The 21,122-nt window shown below is 41.6% G+C and carries 22 protein-coding genes, 2 tRNA genes and 1 riboswitch; of the genes, 17 read left to right on the top strand and 7 right to left on the bottom strand.

Going from position 1 to position 21,122, the window contains the following annotated elements:
* Positions 1 to 3: 3 nt before the first annotated feature.
* The gene (locus R0J88_RS17245; RefSeq protein WP_006792053.1) at positions 4 to 777 is read left to right on the top strand and encodes a YggN family protein; all 774 of its coding nucleotides are present in this window, start codon (positions 4 to 6) and stop codon (positions 775 to 777) included.
* 27 nt (positions 778 to 804) lie between these two features.
* On the opposite strand, the gene rsuA is transcribed toward R0J88_RS17245, so the two are convergent.
* Positions 805 to 1,503: a 16S rRNA pseudouridine(516) synthase RsuA gene (rsuA, locus tag R0J88_RS17240; protein WP_276756363.1), complete on the bottom strand. Its 699-nt coding sequence runs from the start codon at positions 1,501 to 1,503 to the stop codon at positions 805 to 807.
* A 59-nt stretch (positions 1,504 to 1,562) separates the two neighbouring features.
* Between rsuA and zapE the strand changes: the two genes are divergently transcribed.
* Positions 1,563 to 2,672, top strand: coding sequence for a cell division protein ZapE (gene zapE / locus R0J88_RS17235; protein WP_410900532.1), 1,110 nt, complete (start codon positions 1,563 to 1,565; stop codon positions 2,670 to 2,672).
* Positions 2,673 to 2,715: 43 nt separating this feature from the next.
* Here zapE and galE read toward each other — a convergent pair whose 3' ends face one another.
* Positions 2,716 to 3,732 carry a UDP-glucose 4-epimerase GalE gene (gene galE / locus R0J88_RS17230; RefSeq protein ID WP_039036351.1) on the bottom strand — a complete coding sequence of 339 codons (1,017 nt, stop codon included), beginning with the start codon at positions 3,730 to 3,732 and terminating at the stop codon, positions 2,716 to 2,718.
* 271 nt (positions 3,733 to 4,003) lie between these two features.
* Here galE and R0J88_RS17225 point away from each other — a divergent pair, with 271 nt between their 5' ends.
* Positions 4,004 to 4,495 carry a DUF3016 domain-containing protein gene (locus R0J88_RS17225; RefSeq protein WP_008130229.1) on the top strand — a complete coding sequence of 164 codons (492 nt, stop codon included), beginning with the start codon at positions 4,004 to 4,006 and terminating at the stop codon, positions 4,493 to 4,495.
* A 40-nt stretch (positions 4,496 to 4,535) separates the two neighbouring features.
* Here R0J88_RS17225 and R0J88_RS17220 read toward each other — a convergent pair whose 3' ends face one another.
* On the bottom strand, positions 4,536 to 4,826 hold the full coding sequence (locus R0J88_RS17220) for a hypothetical protein (protein WP_006792058.1): 291 nt from the start codon (positions 4,824 to 4,826) through the stop codon (positions 4,536 to 4,538).
* A 71-nt stretch (positions 4,827 to 4,897) separates the two neighbouring features.
* On the opposite strand from R0J88_RS17220, the gene R0J88_RS17215 reads away from it, so the two are divergent.
* Complete coding sequence (locus R0J88_RS17215) at positions 4,898 to 5,107, top strand: hypothetical protein (RefSeq protein ID WP_006792059.1); 210 nt, start codon at positions 4,898 to 4,900, stop codon at positions 5,105 to 5,107.
* A gap of 8 nt (positions 5,108 to 5,115) precedes the next feature.
* Here R0J88_RS17215 and epmB read toward each other — a convergent pair whose 3' ends face one another.
* Positions 5,116 to 6,129, bottom strand: a complete 1,014-nt coding sequence (gene epmB, locus R0J88_RS17210; protein ID WP_410900531.1) for an EF-P beta-lysylation protein EpmB — start codon at positions 6,127 to 6,129, stop codon at positions 5,116 to 5,118.
* 41 nt (positions 6,130 to 6,170) lie between these two features.
* Between epmB and efp the strand changes: the two genes are divergently transcribed.
* Complete coding sequence (gene efp / locus R0J88_RS17205) at positions 6,171 to 6,737, top strand: elongation factor P (RefSeq protein ID WP_006792061.1); 567 nt, start codon at positions 6,171 to 6,173, stop codon at positions 6,735 to 6,737.
* Positions 6,738 to 6,837: 100 nt separating this feature from the next.
* Positions 6,838 to 7,812 carry an elongation factor P--(R)-beta-lysine ligase gene (gene epmA, locus R0J88_RS17200; RefSeq protein WP_410900530.1) on the top strand — a complete coding sequence of 325 codons (975 nt, stop codon included), beginning with the start codon at positions 6,838 to 6,840 and terminating at the stop codon, positions 7,810 to 7,812.
* 190 nt (positions 7,813 to 8,002) lie between these two features.
* Here the strand turns inward: epmA and R0J88_RS17195 are convergent, their stop codons facing one another.
* Positions 8,003 to 10,120 carry a TonB-dependent receptor gene (locus R0J88_RS17195; protein ID WP_410900529.1) on the bottom strand — a complete coding sequence of 706 codons (2,118 nt, stop codon included), beginning with the start codon at positions 10,118 to 10,120 and terminating at the stop codon, positions 8,003 to 8,005.
* Positions 10,121 to 10,249: 129 nt separating this feature from the next.
* Between R0J88_RS17195 and R0J88_RS17190 the strand changes: the two genes are divergently transcribed.
* From R0J88_RS17190 to R0J88_RS17155, 8 genes are all read left to right on the top strand, one after another.
* Positions 10,250 to 10,654 (top strand): acyl-CoA thioesterase, encoded by a 405-nt coding sequence (locus R0J88_RS17190; protein WP_058428325.1) that lies wholly within the window; start codon positions 10,250 to 10,252, stop codon positions 10,652 to 10,654.
* Between the two features lie 121 nt (positions 10,655 to 10,775).
* Positions 10,776 to 11,174, top strand: coding sequence for an META domain-containing protein (locus R0J88_RS17185; RefSeq protein ID WP_235591582.1), 399 nt, complete (start codon positions 10,776 to 10,778; stop codon positions 11,172 to 11,174).
* A gap of 100 nt (positions 11,175 to 11,274) precedes the next feature.
* Positions 11,275 to 11,383: riboswitch (TPP riboswitch) on the top strand.
* 144 nt (positions 11,384 to 11,527) lie between these two features.
* Positions 11,528 to 13,480 carry a phosphomethylpyrimidine synthase ThiC gene (gene thiC, locus R0J88_RS17180; RefSeq protein ID WP_008130246.1) on the top strand — a complete coding sequence of 651 codons (1,953 nt, stop codon included), beginning with the start codon at positions 11,528 to 11,530 and terminating at the stop codon, positions 13,478 to 13,480.
* Between the two features lie 105 nt (positions 13,481 to 13,585).
* Positions 13,586 to 14,593, top strand: coding sequence for an FAD-dependent oxidoreductase (locus tag R0J88_RS17175; RefSeq protein WP_410900528.1), 1,008 nt, complete (start codon positions 13,586 to 13,588; stop codon positions 14,591 to 14,593).
* The gene (gene thiS, locus R0J88_RS17170; RefSeq protein ID WP_410900527.1) at positions 14,594 to 14,788 is read left to right on the top strand and encodes a sulfur carrier protein ThiS; all 195 of its coding nucleotides are present in this window, start codon (positions 14,594 to 14,596) and stop codon (positions 14,786 to 14,788) included.
* A gap of 4 nt (positions 14,789 to 14,792) precedes the next feature.
* The gene (locus tag R0J88_RS17165) at positions 14,793 to 15,584 is read left to right on the top strand and encodes a thiazole synthase (protein ID WP_039036358.1); all 792 of its coding nucleotides are present in this window, start codon (positions 14,793 to 14,795) and stop codon (positions 15,582 to 15,584) included.
* Positions 15,585 to 15,597: 13 nt separating this feature from the next.
* Positions 15,598 to 17,124, top strand: coding sequence for a thiamine phosphate synthase (gene thiE / locus R0J88_RS17160; protein WP_410900526.1), 1,527 nt, complete (start codon positions 15,598 to 15,600; stop codon positions 17,122 to 17,124).
* Positions 17,117 to 17,866: a HesA/MoeB/ThiF family protein gene (locus tag R0J88_RS17155; RefSeq protein ID WP_410900525.1), complete on the top strand. Its 750-nt coding sequence runs from the start codon at positions 17,117 to 17,119 to the stop codon at positions 17,864 to 17,866. The genes thiE and R0J88_RS17155 overlap by 8 nt, the downstream gene beginning before the upstream one ends.
* A gap of 161 nt (positions 17,867 to 18,027) precedes the next feature.
* Here the strand turns inward: R0J88_RS17155 and asd are convergent, their stop codons facing one another.
* Both asd and rsgA read right to left on the bottom strand, forming a co-directional pair.
* A complete protein-coding gene (gene asd, locus R0J88_RS17150; protein ID WP_039036360.1) occupies positions 18,028 to 18,906 on the bottom strand; it encodes an archaetidylserine decarboxylase in 879 nt (292 codons plus the stop codon).
* 15 nt (positions 18,907 to 18,921) lie between these two features.
* Entirely contained in the window at positions 18,922 to 19,980 is a 1,059-nt protein-coding gene (gene rsgA, locus R0J88_RS17145) for a small ribosomal subunit biogenesis GTPase RsgA (protein WP_039036361.1), read from the bottom strand.
* A 162-nt stretch (positions 19,981 to 20,142) separates the two neighbouring features.
* Here rsgA and orn point away from each other — a divergent pair, with 162 nt between their 5' ends.
* The 3 genes from orn to R0J88_RS17130 all read left to right on the top strand — a co-directional run bounded on the left by orn (position 20,143) and on the right by R0J88_RS17130 (position 21,122).
* Positions 20,143 to 20,688 (top strand): oligoribonuclease, encoded by a 546-nt coding sequence (gene orn / locus R0J88_RS17140; RefSeq protein WP_008130263.1) that lies wholly within the window; start codon positions 20,143 to 20,145, stop codon positions 20,686 to 20,688.
* 247 nt (positions 20,689 to 20,935) lie between these two features.
* Positions 20,936 to 21,011: transfer RNA gene (locus tag R0J88_RS17135), tRNA-Gly, on the top strand.
* Positions 21,012 to 21,049: 38 nt separating this feature from the next.
* Positions 21,050 to 21,122, top strand: a tRNA-Gly gene (locus R0J88_RS17130).

Raw genomic sequence — 21,122 nt, 5'->3', positions numbered from 1 at the left:
TATATGGCGTTTTTATCTCGTGCGATTTTATCGCTGTCCATTGCACTTTCAAGTACCGCTGCCTTTGCTCAAAAACCGTGTGATGTTGAACTCAGACATGGTCTAATTATTACCGATGACGTAATACGAATTGTTGATAAAGGCCAAACACGAGTGCAAATTAACAACAATACCCAGCTTTTTATTCGTGGCTATTGGGTTGATTTAGGTGAAGATGAAAGCAAAGTACTGGAGCAATTTAGCCAAGGCATTCGCCAAACAGTACCCGAACTTGTAAATTTAGCCACCGACGGTGTTAATTTAGGGCTGAGTGCTATTGAGCAGGTGGTTGAGGGCATGTCGGATAAAGAGCCTGAAGTACTTAAAACCCAACTGCAATACGTAGAACGCGCGTTGATGGATAAGTTTAAGCGAGGCGACGACTTTTTTTTTATAGCTCCTCAATCACTTTCTCAAATTGATGACTTTTTTACAAAAGAAATAAGCCAAAAAATCCACTCGGCGGTTCATGGCTCGTTAGGTGCTATTTTAGTGTCTTTAGGGGATGCGTTTAAATCGCGTGAAGGCAATATTGAGGATCGCATTAACGATATGGGTCAACGCATGGATATCATCACGAAAGAGATTGATAAGTCATTGCAAAAAAAAGCAGACCAATTAGAGCTAAAAGCGTCAGAATATTGCGAATACCTTAATACGTTAGATGTCACCGAATCTCGCTTACAAGCGATTGTACCGGGCATGGCAGACTTTGATTTAGTGCAAATTAAATCGTAAGGGAAAGTGGTTCGTTATTAGACCGGCCTATAGTTTTATCTCGTTCTCGGTTAACAAGCGGTATTCGCCTGGCGCTAAGTTTTCATCTAACTTAATACCCGCAATTTGCTCACGGTGTAGTTCAACCACTTTGTTATCAACGGCGTAAAGCATGCGCTTTACCTGATGGTACTTTCCTTCACTAATTGATAAGCGTAAACCGTAGTTAGCTAAGCGCTCAGCAATAGCGGGGCGGGTGGCATCTTTTTCATTGTGTAGCATAACGCCTTCGCGTAATTGCTCAAGCGCTTCGTCGGTAATTGGTTCTTGGGTTTCAACTAGGTACGTTTTAAATTTATTACTGCGTGGTGAGGTAATTTTATGTGACCAGTCGCCATCGTTAGTGATTATGACTAAGCCTGTTGTGTCTATATCTAATCGACCTGCTACGTGAAAGTCACTCATATTTGGCTCATCAAGTAAGTCAAAAACTGTTTTGTGCAAGTCGTCACTATTTGCGCACACATAACCAACTGGCTTATTTAGCATAAAGTAACGCTTACCTAAAAATACTAATGGCTCACCGTTATGTAATACGGCATCGTTTTGTGCTAACTGAAAATTATGTGCTGTAATTACCTCACCATTTACGCTTACTTCTTTACGCTTAATACTGGCGCGGGCTTGCGTGCGCGGTACTTCTGCTAAGTGGCTAATAAATTTATCTAAACGGCAAGGGAATTTCATTTTGGTTCACATTTTTAGTCGGCTACAATGGGCGCGATTATAGCCGATAGTGAAATACCATGACAGTGCACAGCACACTAATTTTAAACCTGTATAAGGCCAAAGTGGCCTCTGGTGAGCTGACGTACGATGCTGCCCAGCAACGTGCGGTTATGGCATTAAATACCTTAAGCCTACAACTTCAGACACCGGTGAAATGGTGGCAAAAAACACCAAATATAAACGGAGTTTATTTGTATGGGCCGGTAGGGCGCGGTAAATCTATGTTAATGGATTTATTTTATAACAATGTGCCAGTGGTAAAAAAACAGCGACTTCACTTTCATCATTTTATAGCACATGTTCATAGTCAATTAGCTGAGCTACAAGGCCACGCTAATCCGCTTACATTGATAGCGAAAAAATGGGCTAAAAACATTAAAGTATTATGTTTTGATGAGTTTTTTGTCAGCGACATTGGCGATGCCATGATTATGGCTAGATTGTTTAAAGCGATGTTTGAGCAAGGTTTAGTGCTGGTGGCTACCTCTAATGCAAAACCAGAACAGCTTTATAGCAACGGTCTGCAACGCGCGCGATTTTTACCTACTATCGATTTAATTAACAACCACTGCCATATAGTCAATGTGGCCGGTGAGGAGGATCATCGCTTTAGATATGGTAAAAATAACCGCCACTATTATATCAACTTACCGAGTGATGATTTTAAAGCTATTTTTGTGCAAGCGAATTCACAGGTTACTTTTTCAGATGTAATTACGATTCACGGCCGTAAACTTAGCTACCAATTAAAAGCGCCTAGAGCCGTAATCATTGATTTTATGGCTTTATGTTCAGGCCCACGTAGTGCAAACGACTATATGTTTTTAGCATCCCAGTTTGATGTGTTGTACGTTAATAATGTGCCTAAAATGGGTGAAACCGCAACGGGTAAAACGATTGTGCATGGAATAGAAGATAGCTACCAGCGGGAAAAGCAAACGCTTGAAGAACACACTTTAGACGACGAGGCTCGGCGCTTTATTGCATTAGTGGATGAATTTTATGACTGTCAAAAATTACTGATCATCAATGCTCAGGTAAATATAGAGCATTTATATGTGGGTAAAAAGCTAAGCTTTGAATATGCGCGAACGCAATCGCGGCTAGTGGAAATGCAAAATTGGTAAAAACGCGCTTAACGGTTTATGGCTAAGCGCAAATTTAATTACTTTACTTACTGTAGCCATTTGGATTGTTTGACTGCCAGCGCCATGTATCTTGCATCATGGCATCAATTCCGCGTTTAGCTTCCCAGCCCAGCTCATTAAGGGCTTTTTCTGGTGCGGCGTAACATGCAGCAATATCGCCAGGGCGACGAGGTGATACTTGGTATGGTACTGCTTGGTTACTTGCTTTAATAAATGCATTAACCATTTGCAGAACAGAATAGCCATTACCAGTGCCAAGATTATAGACAAGTGCCCCCGTATTTGTAGCTATTTTATCAAGCGCTTTTAAGTGGCCAATAGCTAAATCTACAACGTGAATGTAGTCGCGCACGCCTGTGCCATCAATGGTGTCGTAATCATCACCAAATACGGCTAACTGCTTGAGTTTACCCACTGCTACTTGAGCAATGAATGGTAATAAATTATTAGGAATGCCATTAGGATCTTCACCAATTAGGCCCGATTCGTGAGCACCTACTGGATTAAAGTAACGCAAAATAGCAAACGCAAAGCGCTCGTCAGATTTAGCGATATCCTGGAGCATCATTTCTACCATCAATTTTGAGGTACCGTATGGGTTAGTTGTGCCACCAACAGGAAAGTCTTCTTTAATAGGTAAACTTGCCGGGTCACCATAAACGGTGGCAGATGAGCTAAACACTAACTTAAATACGCCCGCATCTCGCATAGCATCAACTAAGGTTAACGTGCCTTGCACATTATTTTGGTAATACTCTACTGGTTTAGCAACCGATTCGCCAACCGACTTTAAGCCTGCAAAATGAATAACGCTGTTAACCGTATGCTTTGCAAATACTGAATCTAAAAAAGCTTTATCGAGTATGTCACCTTGATAAAAAGTTACTTCTTTTCCCGTAATTTGTTTAACGCGAGCCAGAGACTCTTGCGATGAATTTGCTAAATTATCTATAACAACAACATCACTTCCTTGTTGCAAAAGTTCTAAAACGGTATGCGAGCCAATATAGCCTGCGCCACCGGTTACTAAAATAGTCATGAAAGCTCCGTAGGGTTCTTTATTCAGTTGTTTTAATTTCAACATAAAATGGCATAGTTTACATGCTTTATATTTAATTTTTTGTTTGCAAAGAAGATGGTTTAAAGTAGTTTTAAAAGGTACATCAGATTACATTTTGTTCGTTTATAATTACATTTAACAACTATGATTAAGTTATAGTTAATATATATCTGTTAGGATTATTTAATTAAGGTAAGCAACAAAGTCACACCATATACATTGTGTTATGGATTACTTTTTGGAGATAGTTATGAACTCAGTTACAAAAATTTCAATGGCACTGTGTGTTGTATTGCCACTATTTACACATGCTGGCGAGTCTGCAGTTAAGTGGCATGACTTTAAAGACTATCGCGATGTGCGTGCATCAAACCAAACTAAAGCGTCTTACCATAAGCAAATTACGAAGCAGTTTGAAAAACATTTTTCCAAGCTTGCTGAGCAACTGCCAAAAGATTATAAGCTGAATGTCGAAATTACAGATATTGATTTAGCTGGTGATGTACGTTTTAGTGGCACAAGTGAAATTCGCGTTGTTGAGCCTATTTTTTTCCCACGTATTAATCTGAACTATTCGTTAGTTAATAAAGAAGGCGATGTAATAAGTGAAGCAAATGATGTTGAACTCAAAGACATGGGCTTTATGGATAGAATAAGAAGAGGCCGAGAGGAGTCATTTGACCACGAAAAAAGATTACTCACACAGTGGTTTGGCGAACAAGTATTAACAAGTATTGATTGAGTTAACTTGCCGCTTAAGAGCGGCAAGTGATTAACTTTGGTTACTTAAACGTGGCAAGTAAAGTGAGTAACTGTTGTAATTTAATGACGGTCGCTTTTAACTTTTCTTCGTTAAAGCCATCGGTTGATAAACTTTCTACGTCTGCTGCAACGTCTAGTACATAGGGTTTGAAACGCTTTGCTTCAAAGTCAAAACCAGCGTCTTTTCCAAATAAGGCTTTAAATTTACCATGGCCTTGTTGTTGTAATTCGTCTAGTTTTTTGTCGGCATCAAGTGCCTGACGATAAACAATTTTTAAGTTAGCGTTGAGTTGTTCAATTATAGAATCCATGGTTTTCCTAAAGCTTTGTACTGCATGGCCGATATAATACGTGGATTACATTTAAAAGTCAGGTTAGTAATATGAATATATCAGGTTCAAGTTTACCCGTTATGTCAGGGGCTAGCGAAAGTGGTGAAGTTTACAGCGCTTCTTTGGCTAAAAAACAGCAACAGGCAGACGGCGCAGCTGCGCTTGCACTAATTGAAGGTGCTGCGCAATCATCAAGTGCGCAAACACCGGCTAAATCGGTGACTGCAACACTTGGTAATAACATAAACGTATACGTTTAAATGTCGTCCTAAATAAGTTTGAGGTCGATAGGGGTCTTACTTTTTTGACCGCCTATTTCTCTTACTAATTTAGGCACTAAAAATCCGGGCAGAGCTTTTAAAAGCTCTGCCATTATTTTTATTGCTTGCTCTTCGTTAATGTCAAAGTGACTTGCGCCTTCAACTTTATCTAGCAAATACAAATAATACGGCAGCACGTCGGCATCAAATAACGCTTCACTTAAATTTATTTGTGCGTCAACCGTATCGTTCACGTCTTTTAAAATAACCGCTTGGTTTAATAGCATAACGCCTGCATGTTTAAGCTTTTGCATTGCAGCTTTAAACTCACCATCTATTTCGTTGGCGTGATTTATATGGTTTATAAATACAATTTTTAGTGGTGATTTTTGTAAGCGGGCACATAGCTCGTCGGTAATTCTCGCAGGTATTACGACAGGCAAACGGCTGTGTATTCGCATACGTTTTATTTGCGGTAACTTTTCAAGCTCATCTAAAAACCAGCTAATGGCATCGTCTTTGGCCATAAGCGGGTCACCACCACTTAAGATCACTTCGTTTATATTGGTATCTGATTTTATATAGCTAAGGGCATCTAGCAGGCTTTTTTTATTAAGTTGGTTTTCTTGATACGGAAAATGACGTCTAAAACAATACCGACAATTTACCGCGCAACCGGTTTTAAACATAACTAAAACACGCGATTTATACTTATGTAAAACCCCGGGTTGGGAGTTGTCTTGCTCAAGCAAAGGATCTTTATTAAACCCCGATTTTTTTAAAAACTCTTGATGACGAGGCATAACTTGTAGCAATAGAGGATCGTTTGCATCACCTTTACGCATTTTTTTTATAAAAGGCACTGGCACCCGTACCGGAAATAAACTGCGAGCTTTTAGGTCGTTTTCATGGACTTGGCTCGATAAACCAACCATTTCAAGCAAGGTTTTTGGACAGGTAACTACATTTGCTAATTCTTTTTGCCAGTTTTTATGCAAATTTGCTTCATTTCTTTGTATCATTGGCACGTAGATTACTCGAAAAAATTAAAATAGAGGAAACGATGGCGAATTATAGCACCAACGAGTTCAAGGGCGGCCTAAAAATTATGATGGACGGCGAGCCTTGCAGTATCTTAGAAAATGAAATGGTAAAACCTGGTAAAGGCCAAGCGTTTAACCGTGTTCGTATCCGCAAGCTTATTTCTGGCAAGGTACTTGAAAAAACCTTTAAATCAGGTGAATCGGTTGAAGGTGCTGATGTTATGGATACGGACTTAGCGTATCTTTATACAGACGGTGAATTTTGGCATTTCATGAATAACGAAACATTTGAGCAAATTGCTGCTGACGAGAAAGCTTTAGGCGATGCTGGCAAATGGTTAGTTGAAAACGATGTATGTACTATCACACTATGGAATGGCAGCCCAATTGCAGTTACTCCACCAAACTTTGTAGAGCTTGAGATTACTGAAACAGATCCTGGCCTAAAAGGTGATACAGCGGGCACGGGTGGTAAACCAGCAACACTTAGCACGGGTGCAGTAGTTCGTGTTCCATTATTCGTTCAAATTGGCGAAGTAATTAAAGTAGACACCCGCAGTGGTGAGTACGTAGGCCGTGTTAAGTAATATTTAACGTAGCTTAATAATACCAATTCGCAAAGAGCAACACGGCCTAAGCGAATTGGTATGAATCCCAGCCTATGCTGGGATTTTTTTTGGAGAAAATATGTCAGCAACACTTTGGGCGCCCAGCGCAAATATAAAAACATTAAAACAACGCGCAGAAATTTTACGCACAATTCGTGAATTTTTTTACGTACGAGATGTAATGGAAGTAGAAACACCGAGCTTAAGTGCTGCTAGTGTCACTGATGTTCACTTGGCAAGTTTTAATACTTCATTTATGGGCCCCGGGCATGCTGGTGGTTTGCCTCTTTATTTACAAACATCCCCCGAGTTTGCAATGAAACGCTTGTTAGCGGCCGGTTCAGGTTCTATTTTTCAGCTTTGCAAAGCATTTAGAAATGAAGAGGCGGGCAGCCATCATAACCCTGAGTTCACGATGCTTGAGTGGTATCGCCCTGGGTTTGACGAATTTGCATTGATGGATGAAATGGATGAGCTAATGCAGTGTGTACTTAATGTGGAGCCAGCAACGCGTATTACTTACCAGGATGCATTTAAACAAGTATTAGGCCTGGATCCACTGACAGCATCTTTAGATCAACTAAAGGCGCATGCTTGTAAGCACGGCTTTGCTGACATAGCTAAAAACGAAACTCATAAAGATACCTTGCTACAGCTGTTATTTTGTATGAAAGTAGAACCGAGCATTGGGCAAACTAAACCCTGTTTTGTCTATCATTTTCCTGCCTCACAAGCGGCATTAGCGCAAATTTGTGAACACGATGAGCGAGTCGCTGGTCGTTTTGAACTCTATTATAAAAATATGGAGCTTGCGAATGGCTTTAACGAGCTAACCAACGCAACAGAACAAGCTAAACGCTTTGATGAAGATAACCAGTATCGTGAAGCGCACGGTTTAAAACAAGTTCCGATGGATTCTCGCTTAATTGCTGCATTGGAGCATGGTTTACCGCAATGTTCAGGCGTAGCATTGGGGATTGATAGGCTGGTAATGCTAGCAACTAACAAAGACAAAATTAAAGATGTAATTGCCTTTGATGTAGATAGAGCGTGATACTTGCCCTGTAGGCACACAGCTTGCTGGCGCGTTAAAGCGAGGCTTTGAAAGGTTGTTTGATTGTATCGATTGTACTTAAATTAAAGTAATTAGAGGCGTTGCTTCTCACGTGAGCAAGCTCAACGTCTACAAATAAAAACACCGCGCTTTAATTAAACGCGGTGTTTTCTAATCTTTAACTGAGAACTTACAGCTCTAACGTAAACGTTATACCCGCTACTCTTGGCTCACCTAATTGTGTGTAGGTATGCGTTTCGTAGCCATCAAGTGGGTCGTTACCGAACTCAAAGCCACGCGTCGGCACAGCTTCATCAAACACGTTGCGTGCCCATGCACGAACTGACCACATGTCAGCGTCGTAACCAAAGCTTAAGTTAACTAAGTTGCTGTTAGGCGCTTTAGAGTTATGGCTATCTGAGAAGTAGTAATCGTCTTTCCCTTCAATACCCACCATGGCATAAAAAGCGTTGGTAAAATTGTAGCGTGCAGTAAATGCATATTGGTACTTAGGCGATTGGGCTTGTTCACGGCCATCTTGGTTTAAACCAGATTGCGTTACAAAGTTATCTATTTCTGTGTCTAAGTAACCAGCGCTACCGGTTAATAATAGGTTGTCGGTGAGTCGGTAATTACCTTCAATTTCGAGGCCGTAGTTACTACCAGAGCTTGCGTTATCAACGTAGCCTGTAAACTGCTGGCCTTCAACTTGCCATGCTTTTAACTGTATGTCGTCGCGGTGCATATAAAATGCTGCTAAGCGAAGCGTTAAAGCGTCATCAAGTGATGATCCTTTAACGCCAAACTCACCGCTCCATAAGTATTCAGGGTCGAAGCTGGTGTGCTGTTGAAAAAAGTTAGCGTCTAGGTTTAGGCCTTCATCTTTTGCTTTTGCAAGCGCTTCAGAGTTAATACCACCGGCTTTGTAGCCACGCGTAATACTTGCGTAGATCATAGTGCGATCTATTACTTGATACTCAAGCGCGACTTTACCACCGAGCATAACATCGTCGGTTTCTTGTATAAAACCGTTACTGTCGGTGTAATCACCTTGGTATTGCTCAACACGTAGGCCTGTTATTAAAGTGGTTTTTGGGCCAATAGGGGTTGCTACTTGACCATACAATGCAATATTGCTGGTTTCATAGGTAGAGGCAAATGGGCTTGCAAGCCATGTGTATTGGCGCTCTAAATCAACATCGCGGTTTTGATAATAAAGACCCGCAACCCAGTTACCGGTTTTATCGTTAAACTGTAAGTTAGCTGATTGATCATCGCGATCGCGATTATAAATATCAGTAGAGCTGTAACCCCAAGGGTGTAAGCCTGCAGCACAAAGTTGCGGCTCGTTAATATCATTACATACCCAGTCTTCATCGTAGCTGTAAAGTAACTCGCTATCGATTGCTGAAACATTAAGGCTTACATCAAATTTATCGAAACCCGTGTAAGTGTTAGCAATACCTACCGCGTAACTTTTTTGGTTATCTTGACCTGGTTCATCCGCAACGCTGTCGCGGCTGTTGTCGAGCGTAAAGGCATCGTAACCATTGTTTATATCAATATAATGAAAATTTAACTCAGTGTTTAGGTTTTCAGTAAGCTGAGAATTTAATTTGAAGCGTGCAACTTGCTCGTCTTGATTTTGTGTTGACTCGTTCAGGTATAAGTTGTCTACGTAGCCGTCAGATTTTCTGCGAAAGTAACTAACACGAGCCGTTGTATCGTCGGTCAAACCAGTGCTTGCTGCAAGGCCTGCTTCATGGCTGTTGTATGTGCCAGCACCTAAGTGCAGTTTTAAACTCGGATCGCTAGTTGCTTTAGCTGATTGCATTTGGATCATACCGGCCATGCCGTCTGCACCAAAGCGTGTTCCTTGTGGTCCACGGTAAATTTCTACTTGGTCAATATCAAATAATAATGAACTGCCACCAAGGCCAGAGTAGTTAATGCCGTCAATAACTAAACCAACCGAAGGGTTAATAGGGTCAACAAATTGTGAGCGTAAACCCACGCCACGAATTTGTATAAAACGCCCACGAGACGCACCCGCAGTGAAGTTTACGTTAGCGGCACTGCCTAATATTTCGTCTAAGTAACTTGCACCACGTAGGCTTATTTCTTCTTCACTGAGTAAACTTGCACTGGCACTTAAAGTTTGAATAGTTTCTGGTTGAAAGTCACCGGTGACCACTATTTTTTCTATGTCGCTATCATCAGCATTAGCTGAAAAAGGGGCACTCATTAGCGGCAAAAGTGCGGCAGTGATTAAAGACAAACGTAAGTTCATTTTGTTACTTAACTCCATTTTAGGGGCTTATGCTGGGGTCTGTTGACCTTTAAGTCTTAATCTTAAAAGACAAACTGACCCTAGTAATTATTTTTATACCTGTGTTATAACGCAGCGATTATACGTAAAAAAACTAGGATTACTAATATGACTTTTAAAGTTGATTTTAAAGTACGTCATTACGAATGTGATTTACAAGGGATCGTTAATAACAGTGTTTATTTTAATTATTTAGAACATGCCCGCCATGAATTCCTATTTTCGAACGGTGTTGACTTTGCATTACTTGCTAAGCAAAAAGTTAATTTAGTTGTGATTCGTAGTGAAGTTGATTACAAGCACTCATTGGTGCCAGAAGATGAGTTTTATGTGTCTGTAAAGCCCGTTCGTCTAAGTCGTTTAAAGTTTGCGTTTGAGCAAACTATTGTACGTAAACACGACCAGCAAGTGATGCTTAAAGCAAAAGTAATAGGTACTGCGGTGAACGAAAAAGGGCGTCCTTTTTTACCACCCGAAATGCAAACCCTATTCAACAATAATGATTTAGGCTAACTCATATTCTATATATAACGTTTTATGAACAAAAAATTACATTTAAAACATGCAAATTTAACGGATAAATCGCATAAATATTGTTATTATGACATTAATTAGACAATGAGTTAGTAGCAGTATGAAATTAGCAGCAATACCGATGCTTATAATCGGTTTATGTGTTGGTTGCGCATCAACAGGGACCGTTACCAGTGAGCAGCTAAAATACACACAATGGCAGTTATCTACAATTGATGATTTAGCCTTAGAGGAGCAATACACGGCCTCCGTTAGCTTTATAGAAGCGCTTCAAGTAAATGGGTTTGCAGGATGTAACCGATTTTTTGGTGAGGGTGAACTTAACGAAAGTAGCCTTAGTGTGCAAAAAGTTGGAATGACCCGAAAATCTTGCGGCGAAAAAACAGATAAGTTTGAACAGCAGTTTTTAAAAACGTTAAAGCAAGGTGCAACGCTTAGCATGCAAGGTCAAAAATTAGTTATGCAAGGCGAGCAAAAGTTTGTATTTGTAGCTAAATAAATTTTAGAGTTTTAAAAAATGACCCCTTGCGGGTCTTTTTTAACTGGCGTACACTCAACGCAGATTTAATAAGATTGCTTATTAAATCAACGAACAATTTATATACTTGTCGGAGTGCCTAAGTATGTTACTTAGGCTGAGATCGCGAAAGCGGGATCCGTGAACCTGATCAGGTTAATACCTGCGTAGGGAACAAGCTGCCTAAAACGGGACGCTTGTGCGTCTTTTTTTATGCGTGCAATAAAGCGATACCCATTTTTATAGGCTGCGAAGTGGCATGAAGCTACTTTACGATCTTTCTCTATTCCTTTTGGAATATCTGACAAGACAACCCTTTAGTTATGAGGTAAGTCATGTCAAACACTACAAATAAATCATCGCGTCGCGAAACGCGTGCAGCTGCATCTGAATATATTTATAATTTAACAGGGCAGCCATTTCCAAATTCTCAAAAAGTGTACGTTGAAGGTAGCCAGCCAGGTGTGCGTGTAGGTATGCGCGAAATAACACTCAGTGATACGTTTATTGGTGGCACCGACGAAAATCCGGTGTATGAATCTAATGAGCCACTTCGTGTTTACGATACATCGGGCCCGTACACAGATCCAAATTTTGAATTAGATGTACGTAAAGGGTTACCAAAATTTCGTGAGCAATGGATTGCAGGGCGCAACGATACAGAAGTACTCGATTCGGTCACCTCGCAGTTTGCACAGCAGCGTATGGCTGATGATGGACTTGATCATATTCGATTTGATCACCTACCAAAAATTCGCCGTGGTAAAGCGGGCAAAAATGTCACACAAATGCATTACGCCCGCCAAGGTATTGTAACGCCAGAGATGGAATACGTCGCAGTGCGAGAAAATATGGGGCGTGCAAAGATTCGCGAAGAGTTATTAGCTGCGCAGCATAAGGGCGAGTCATTTGGCGCGAGTATTCCCGATTTTATAACCCCTGAATTTGTACGTGACGAAATAGCACGCGGCCGCGCAATTTTACCTAACAATATCAATCATCCAGAAACCGAACCAATGATTGTTGGCCGTAACTTTTTGGTTAAAGTGAACGCTAATATAGGTAATTCATCGGTCACTTCATCTATTGAAGAAGAAGTAGAAAAAATGGTGTGGTCGACTCGTTGGGGCGCCGATACCGTGATGGATTTATCAACAGGGCGCTATATTCATGAAACACGTGAGTGGGTAGTACGTAACTCGCCTGTACCCATTGGTACTGTGCCCATTTATCAGGCCCTTGAAAAAGTAAACGGTGTAGCTGAAGACTTAACGTGGGAAATATTCCGCGATACCTTAATTGAACAAGCAGAGCAGGGCGTTGACTACTTTACTATTCATGCCGGTGTGCTTTTGCGCTACGTACCTATGACGGCAAAACGTGTTACAGGTATTGTATCGCGCGGTGGCTCTATTATGGCCAAATGGTGTTTAGCGCACCATAAAGAGAACTTTTTATACACGCACTTTGAAGATATTTGTGAAATTTTAAAACAATACGATGTGTGTTTTTCATTAGGCGATGGCCTTCGCCCAGGCTCTATTGCTGATGCTAACGATGAAGCACAATTTAGTGAGTTACGTACATTAGGTGAGCTAACACAAATAGCATGGAAGCATGACGTACAAGTATTTATTGAAGGGCCAGGGCATGTGCCAATGCACATGATCAAAGCCAACATGGATGAGCAACTAGAACATTGTGGGGAAGCGCCATTTTATACTCTAGGCCCACTAACAACCGATATTGCACCAGGGTACGACCACATTACATCGGGCATTGGAGCGGCGCAAATAGCGTGGTATGGCTGTGCTATGTTGTGTTATGTAACGCCAAAAGAGCATTTAGGCTTACCAAATAAAGAAGACGTCAAAGAAGGTTTAATTACCTACAAAATTGCAGCGCATGCCGCCGATTTAGCTAAAGGACACCCAGGCGCGCAAGAGCGCGATAATGCCTTGTCAAAAGCGCGTTTTGAGTTTAGATGGCATGACCAATTTAATATTGGTTTAGACCCTGAACGTGCCCGCGAATATCACGACGAAACACTGCCACAAGAGTCGGGCAAAGTAGCTCATTTTTGCTCTATGTGTGGCCCTAAATTTTGCTCTATGAAAATCAGCCAAGAAGTACGCGATTACGCTAACGATTTAGAGGAGCGTGGTATTGATCCCAATAACGCGGGTGAGGCTATTGAAATTAAAATGATTGATGTAGAAGCGCAAATGAAAGCTAAATCAGAGGAGTTTAAGCAAACGGGCTCTGAAATTTATCACAAAGCGATATAACTCGACCTTAGGCTGCGGATATCTAACTACGTGCAATGAGGTGGCTACCTTAGCGCAAGATTGCATGTAGTTTGTGACTCGCGGCCAGCCAATGAAGGATTTTTTATGCAGTACCATATTGCCATTGTTGGATTTGGTTTAGCAGGAAGGCTTGCTGCACTTGAGCTAAGTAAGCAGCACAATGTGAGCGTGTTTGAGGCCGATGATGAACATGCTCTCAATAGTGCAGGCAAAGTTGCAGCAGCTATGCTTGCGCCATTGGCTGAGTCGGTATTGTGTGAAGCCGATTTAGCGCAAATGGGATTGGATTCGATTAATCGCTGGCCACAAATAATAGAAGAGCTTGAACACGATGTGTTTTTTCAGCAGCAAGGCACATTAGTGGTTGCACATCAACAAGATAAAGGCGACCTACAAAGCTTTACCCAGCGAATAAAACCCATAGCTGGGCACAATGCTGAGGCTTTAAATGCTCAGAAAATAGCGCAGTTAGAGCCTGAGCTTGCGAATCGTTTTAGCCAAGGTGTGTTTTTACCCTGTGAAGGGCAAATAGATAATCAAGCCTTTTATAAAGCAAGCTACAGCATGCTTAACAGGCGAAAAGTAAAGTTTGTGTTTAATCAGCGGGTAACTATCAAAAATGGTGAAATTAATAATCGCCCGTTTGATTTTATTCTTGATTGCAGAGGGCTGGGGGCAAAAAAGGAGCAACTGCTTCGTGGTGTAAGAGGTGAGGTTGCGCGACTTTATGCACCAGAAGTTAATTTAACGCGCCCAGTGCGATTAATGCATCCGCGGTATCCTATTTATATTGCACCAAAACCTAATAATGAATATGTCATTGGTGCAACTGAAATTGAATCGCAAGACAGCGGCCCAGCCACTGTTCGTTCAACACTAGAACTATTGTCGGCAGCTTACACTGTGCATAGTGGGTTTGCAGAAGGGCGTTTATTAGGGGTTCAAACAGGGCTTCGCCCTGCGTTTAGTGACAACAGACCGCAAGTAAAAAAATCAGGAAATGTTATTAGCATTAATGGCTTATATCGTCATGGCTATATGTTAGCCCCTGTTCTTGTTGCACAAGCGCTATCGTACATAGGTGAGTATTAAATGAAGATTACGTTAAACGGTGAGCTTTTAGATTTAACCTCTGATGCGTTACTTGAGATATTAAAAGAGTATGGAGCAATTGCCCCTTATGCGGTGGCTGTTAATGGCGTATTTATACCAAAAAGTCAGCATAACGGTTTTGTTATAAATGAAGGGGATAGCATTGAATTGTTATCGCCCATTCAAGGTGGGTAGGCGCATGCAAGTAAAAGACACGTTAAATATTTATGGTGAAGCAATTAATAGCCGATTACTAATTGGCACCGCTTTGTATCCATCGCCAGATATTATGACGCAATCAATTGAAGCATCCGGAGCGGGGGTTGTCACGGTATCACTAAGGCGCCAGCAAAGTGCAGAAGCAGGTGATGACTTTTGGCAATTGATAAAAAATACGGGTTTAAAAATATTGCCCAATACGGCCGGGTGTCACAGCGTAAAAGAAGCGGTAACCCTTGCTCAAATGTGTCGTGAAGTATTTGCTACCGATTGGATTAAGCTTGAGCTGATAGGTGATGACTATAACTTGCAACCTGATCCATTTGCTTTGCTTGAAGCCACAGAAATACTAATTAACGATGGGTTTAAAGTACTGCCTTATTGCACCGATGATTTAGTGCTTTGTCAGCGTTTAAATGACCTAGGATGCGAAGTGCTTATGCCATGGGGGGCACCAATAGGTACAGGAAAAGGCTTGTTAAATAGTTACAATTTAAAAACGATTCGTGAGCGCTTACCAAATACAACACTTATTGTGGATGCAGGGTTAGGTTTACCGTCGCATGCCTGCCAAGCGCTTGAATTAGGGTATGATGCTGTATTATTAAATTCAGCCATTGCTGGGGCGGGTTGCCCAATAACTATGAGCCGTGCATTTAAGGCGGCGGTTGAGGCAGGGCGTTTTGCGTATAACGCTAAAGCAATGCCTGAAAAAGACCTCGCAGCACCCTCAACTCCAACAATGGGCATGCCGTTTTGGCATCAGCAGTAAGGAAATAAAATATATGAATAACGTAGTGTGGACAATTGCCGGATCTGATTCTGGCGGTGGCGCAGGTATTCAAGCCGATATAAAGGCAATGCAAAGTTTTGGTGTACATGGCTGTACCGCAATTACCGCGCTTACGGCGCAAAATAGTTTAGGTGTAGAAGCTATTAATGCGGTGTCTACCGATATTATTGAATCACAGCTTTTGGCACTTGAAAAAGACATGAAGGCCAAAGTAATTAAAATTGGCATGTTAGCAAATGTGCAGCAAATTCAATTAATCAGTGAACACATAAGCCACTACAAAGCTAAATGGCCAGTTCCACCAGTGATTGTTTACGACCCCGTTGCTATTGCCTCAAGCGGGGATGTATTAACCGAAGAAGATACCGTAAGCGCTATTAAAGAGTGCTTATTGCCGCTGGTGGATGTAATAACACCTAACACGCACGAGACTCAATTATTAACCGGCGTATATTTAATTGGCCCAAGCGCCGTTAAAGACGCAGCAAATAAACTGCTAAGTTGGGGAGCAAAGTCAGTGGTTATTAAAGGTGGGCATTGGGATTTCCCTAGTGGTTACTGTATTGATTACTGCATACAAAATAATGAAGAATATTGGCTAGGTAATAAAAAAATTCAAACCCCACACAACCATGGTACGGGGTGCAGTATGGCGTCGGTTATTGCAGCGTGTTTAGCAAAAGATTACCCACTAAAAGATGCCTTTATTTTAGCCAAAGCTTATATAAACCAAGGTTTAAAGCAGTCGGTTAGATACGGTGAAGGAATAGGGCCTGTAGCGCAAACATCATTTCCTACATATTTAGATGACTATCCTCAAGTTATAGAGCCAGGTAGCTGGCTTGGTGATGAACTTGATTTTGATGTGCCGCTTGAGTTTAATATGGCCGCTGATTTTGCACCTTGTGAAAGTAAACAATTAGGCTTGTACGCGGTTGTTGATAGTAATGACTGGCTAGAAAAGTGCTTACAGCAAGGGGTTAAAACAGCGCAATTACGTGTTAAAAATAAAACTGAGACTGAGCTTGATGAACTCATAAAACAGGCTGTTGAACTGGGTAAAAAGTACCGCGCTCACGTATTTATAAATGATTACTGGCAGTTAGCAATAAAGCACGGTGCTTATGGCGTGCATTTAGGCCAAGAAGACTTAGACATTGCTAATTTAGCCGCCATTAAAGAGGCGGGTTTAAGGCTTGGGCTTTCGACTCATGGCTTTTATGAAATGCTGCGTGCGCATAATTACCGACCAAGTTATATGGCATTTGGCGCTATTTATCCAACCACGACCAAAGATATGACAGGGCAAATACAAGGGCTCGATAAACTTAAAAAGTGTGTGCCATTAATGCAAAGCTACCCAACGGTTGCCATTGGCGGAATTGATTTAACCCGCGCAAATGAAGTTGCTAATACAGGCGTCGGTAGTGTTGCGGTAGTAAGGGCCATTAGTGAAGCGGATGACTATATTGCAGCTATTAGCTCGCTACAAAGTGCTATAAACCAGCCAAATGGATAAGCTCAGCGATAAAGAAGCCCTGCGTTATAGCCGCCACTTATTATTAAAAGAAGTGGGGCTAGAAGGGCAGTTAGCACTAAAGTCTGCCACTGTTGCTGTAGTCGGTGCAGGCGGTTTAGGCAGTCCAGCACTTTTGTATTTAGCGGCGGCAGGTATTGGAACGCTTATTTTAATAGACGATGATGCCGTTGAGCTTTCAAACCTACAGCGCCAAGTGCTTTATAAAGTTAATCATTTAGGACAAAGTAAGGTAGCGGCCGCTGGTAAAGTATTAACGAGCCTCAATAATCAAATAAATATAGTAACGCAGAGTAAAAAGCTTGATGACGAGAATTGCGCTGAGCTTTTAAGCAATGCCGATGTAGTACTTGATTGCTCAGATAATTTTACCACTCGCTATGCAGTTAACCGGTATTGCTTAGCGAATAAAACGCGTTTAATAGCTGGCGCTGCTATCGCGACAAGCGGGCAGTTAATGGGCTTTGATTTCACACAGACTCAAAGCCCTTGCTACGGCTGTATTTTTCCAAAAACGAGTGAAGCACCCGCTATTAATTGTAGTAATGCGGGGGTAATAAGCCCTTTATTAGGGATTGTTGGTTCTATGCAGGCACAACTTACGCTTAATTTTTTACTCGGGCATGTTGAGGGGAGTGCATTTATTACCTTTGATGCGCTGAGTTTAAAGCAGCAACATTTTAAAGTAGTTAAAGATTTAAACTGTAAAGAGTGTGGTGGATAAAATAAGAGGTAATTCGCGGGGCTAAACTTGGGATTAAGCCATGAGAAGCTGCGCTTCTAACATGAGCAAGCTCATTGTCTACCAATAAAAAAGCACCGCATTTGTCATAAACGCGGTGCTTTTAATCTTTAACTAAAAACTAAAAACTAAAAACTAAAAACTTATAGCTCTTCACTTTCTTTAATTTTTGCAAACGCAGTACCTAAGCGAGTAACCACTTCTGGTAGTTGATCGTCTAGTATGTTTGCTTTATTAGCACCCCATGCAAGCACTACCGTTGAGCCTAATTTAAAGCGACCCATTTCCTCGCCTTTCTTAAATGTGATTGCGTTTTCACCGCTGGTCGGGTAATTCCAACTAAATACATCACTACCTGCTGGTGGAGTAACAGTACCGGCCCAAACAGTTTCTATGCTAGCGACAATAGTTGCGCCTACCAATACCATAGCGAGTGGACCTATTTCCGTTTCAAAAATAGCCACTACACGCTCGTTACGCGCAAATAAGTTGGGAACATTCTGCGCTGTAAGCGGATTTACCGAAAATAAATCGCCCGGTACGTAAATCATTTTGCTTAATGTGCCATCAATAGGCATATGAATACGGTGGTAATCTTTCGGTGCTAAATAAATAGTTGCAAATTTACCACCTAAAAACGCAGTAGTATCGTCCTCAGACCCACCCAGAAGTGCCTGCAAGCTATAGTCGTGGCCTTTGGCTTGAATAAGCTGCCCATCAACTATGTCGCCTAGCTGGCTAATTGCACCATCTACTGGATGAATTATTGTATCAGCGTCTTCAACCATTGGACGAACGCCGTCTTTGAGTGGACGAGTAAAAAACTCGTTAAATGTTTTGTAATGAGACGGGTCTGAATATTTAGCCTCACTCATATCTATTTTATATTGCTTGATAAACAGTTTAATAAGCGTTGTTGTTAACGCACCGGCTTTTGCAGCTGCTAATTTACCCACAACGCGCGAAATAAAGTGTTTTGGCATTGCGTACTGCATTGCGATTTTAAATTTGTCTAAGCTCACGGTATTTTTCCTTAATTATACACGCGGCGCACGAGCGCCGGCACGGCCATCGGCCATTGATTCTAAAATTCGGTGGTAGCTGTCAAAGCGTAGTTGCGAAATGTCGCCATTGGCTACGGCTTCTTTAATTATACAGCCCGGGTCATTTAAGTGTTTGCAGTCTCTAAAGCGGCATCCACCTATAAATTCTCTAAATTCTTTAAAGCACCAAGTCACACGCTCAACGTCTAAATGCCACAACCCAAATTCACGAATACCCGGCGAGTCAATTAAGTTACCGCCAGTGGGTAAGTGATGAAGGCGTGATACCGTTGTGGTGTGTTGGCCTAAGCCACTGTTTTCGGATACCTCTTTCGTTAATATTTCGGCATTTGGCAGTACAGTATTTACTAGGGTTGATTTACCCACGCCACTTTGACCTACAAAAATATTATTTTTACCAACAAGCATGTTTTTAAGTTCATCAATTCCTTCACCGGTTATATTGCTGACAAGCAGTACGCGATAATTTAATGTGCGATAAATATCGAGCACGTTTTGAATATCTTTAAGGCCGGCTTCGCCGATTAAGTCGATTTTGTTGAGGATTAAAATAGGCTCAATACCCATGTCTTCACAGGCAATTAAATAGCGATCAATAATGCTAGGGGTAAACTCAGGTAATACAGCAGAAACCATAAGTATTTGATCAATATTTGCAGCAATTACTTTTACCCCATCGTAAAAATCGGGGCGAGTAAGTTGCGAGCGACGCTCTTGTGTTGCTTCAATAACTCCGGCTAAATCGCCTTCACTTACTTTAGCGCGACGAAATAATACTTCGTCGCCACATACTAAATTAGATACAGTTCGGCGTATATTACAGCGAAGCACGTCTCCATTTTGCGTTTCAACATCAGCGTGCTGGCCAAATCGACTGATTACAATAGCGCTTTCAACCTGACCTAAATTATCTGCCTGCCACTCTTGGGCACCTTTTTTAGCTGGTTTTGAACCTGCGCTGTTAATACGCTTTTGATGATTGGCCTTGATCTGACGCGATTGGCCTTTACTTAATTTTTTCTGTTTTGCCACGTTTGGCCTATAACCTTGTTTAAATGTCGGCTTTGAGCATAATACCAATTCGCAATAATACTTAACCGAGTTGGTATAAAAAAAGCTTTAGCTCGACGGTTGATGCTAATATGATATATCGAAATGCGTTGGATCTAAAGAAAAGCACCGTTTAAGGTAATTATGACTATTAATAAATCAAACTTAATTTGGCTCGATCTGGAAATGACCGGACTTGAACCAGCAACCGATAAAATACTTGAAATTGCAACTGTTGTCACTGATGCAGACCTTAATATATTAGCCGAGGGGCCAACTATTGCTATTCATCAAAGCGATGAATTACTTAATGGTATGGATGAGTGGTGTACTACTCAGCACGGTAAATCAGGCTTAACTGCGCGTTGTAAAGCAAGTACGTTTGATGAAGAGTATGCGGTAGCGCAAACATTAGAGTTTTTAAAGCAATGGGTGCCAGCCGGTGCATCCCCAATGTGCGGTAACTCAATTGGGCAAGACAGACGCTTTATGAATAAATATATGCGTGAACTCGAAGATTTTTTCCATTACCGCAACCTTGATGTAAGTACGATTAAAGAACTTGCTAGACGTTGGAAACCAGAAGTGCTCGCTCAAGTGAATAAAAAAGGCTCTCACCTTGCCTTAGACGACATTAAAGATTCGATTATGGAATTGAAGGTATACAGAGAAAAATTCTTTAATTTGTAAAAAACACTTGCAAACACATCGTATTATTGTAGAATCCTGCCCCGCTCAAGACGATAACCCCCGCGGGGTTAGTGTGCTTGAGCAAGCGATTATGCGGCACTAGCTCAGTTGCCGGAATGTTGAACGCGACGTGTCGCGCACCAACGGACAAATTACTGACTAACCATAATGCGGCACTAGCTCAGTTGCCGGAATGTTGAACGCGACGTGTCGCGCATCAACGGACAAATTACTGACTAACCATAATGCGGCACTAGCTCAGTTGGTAGAGCGCGACCTTGCCAAGGTCGAGGTCACGAGTTCGAGCCTCGTGTGCCGCTCCAATTTCTCACCAAAGAAATTGGAGTTAAAATTTAGAAATGCGGTACTAGCTCAGTTGGTAGAGCGCGACCTTGCCAAGGTCGAGGTCACGAGTTCGAGCCTCGTGTACCGCT

It is taken from the genome of Pseudoalteromonas sp. SIMBA_162 (genome assembly GCF_046535955.1).
Classification (GTDB): domain Bacteria; phylum Pseudomonadota; class Gammaproteobacteria; order Enterobacterales; family Alteromonadaceae; genus Pseudoalteromonas; species Pseudoalteromonas marina.
This window is presented reverse-complemented; position numbering and strand designations above follow the sequence as displayed.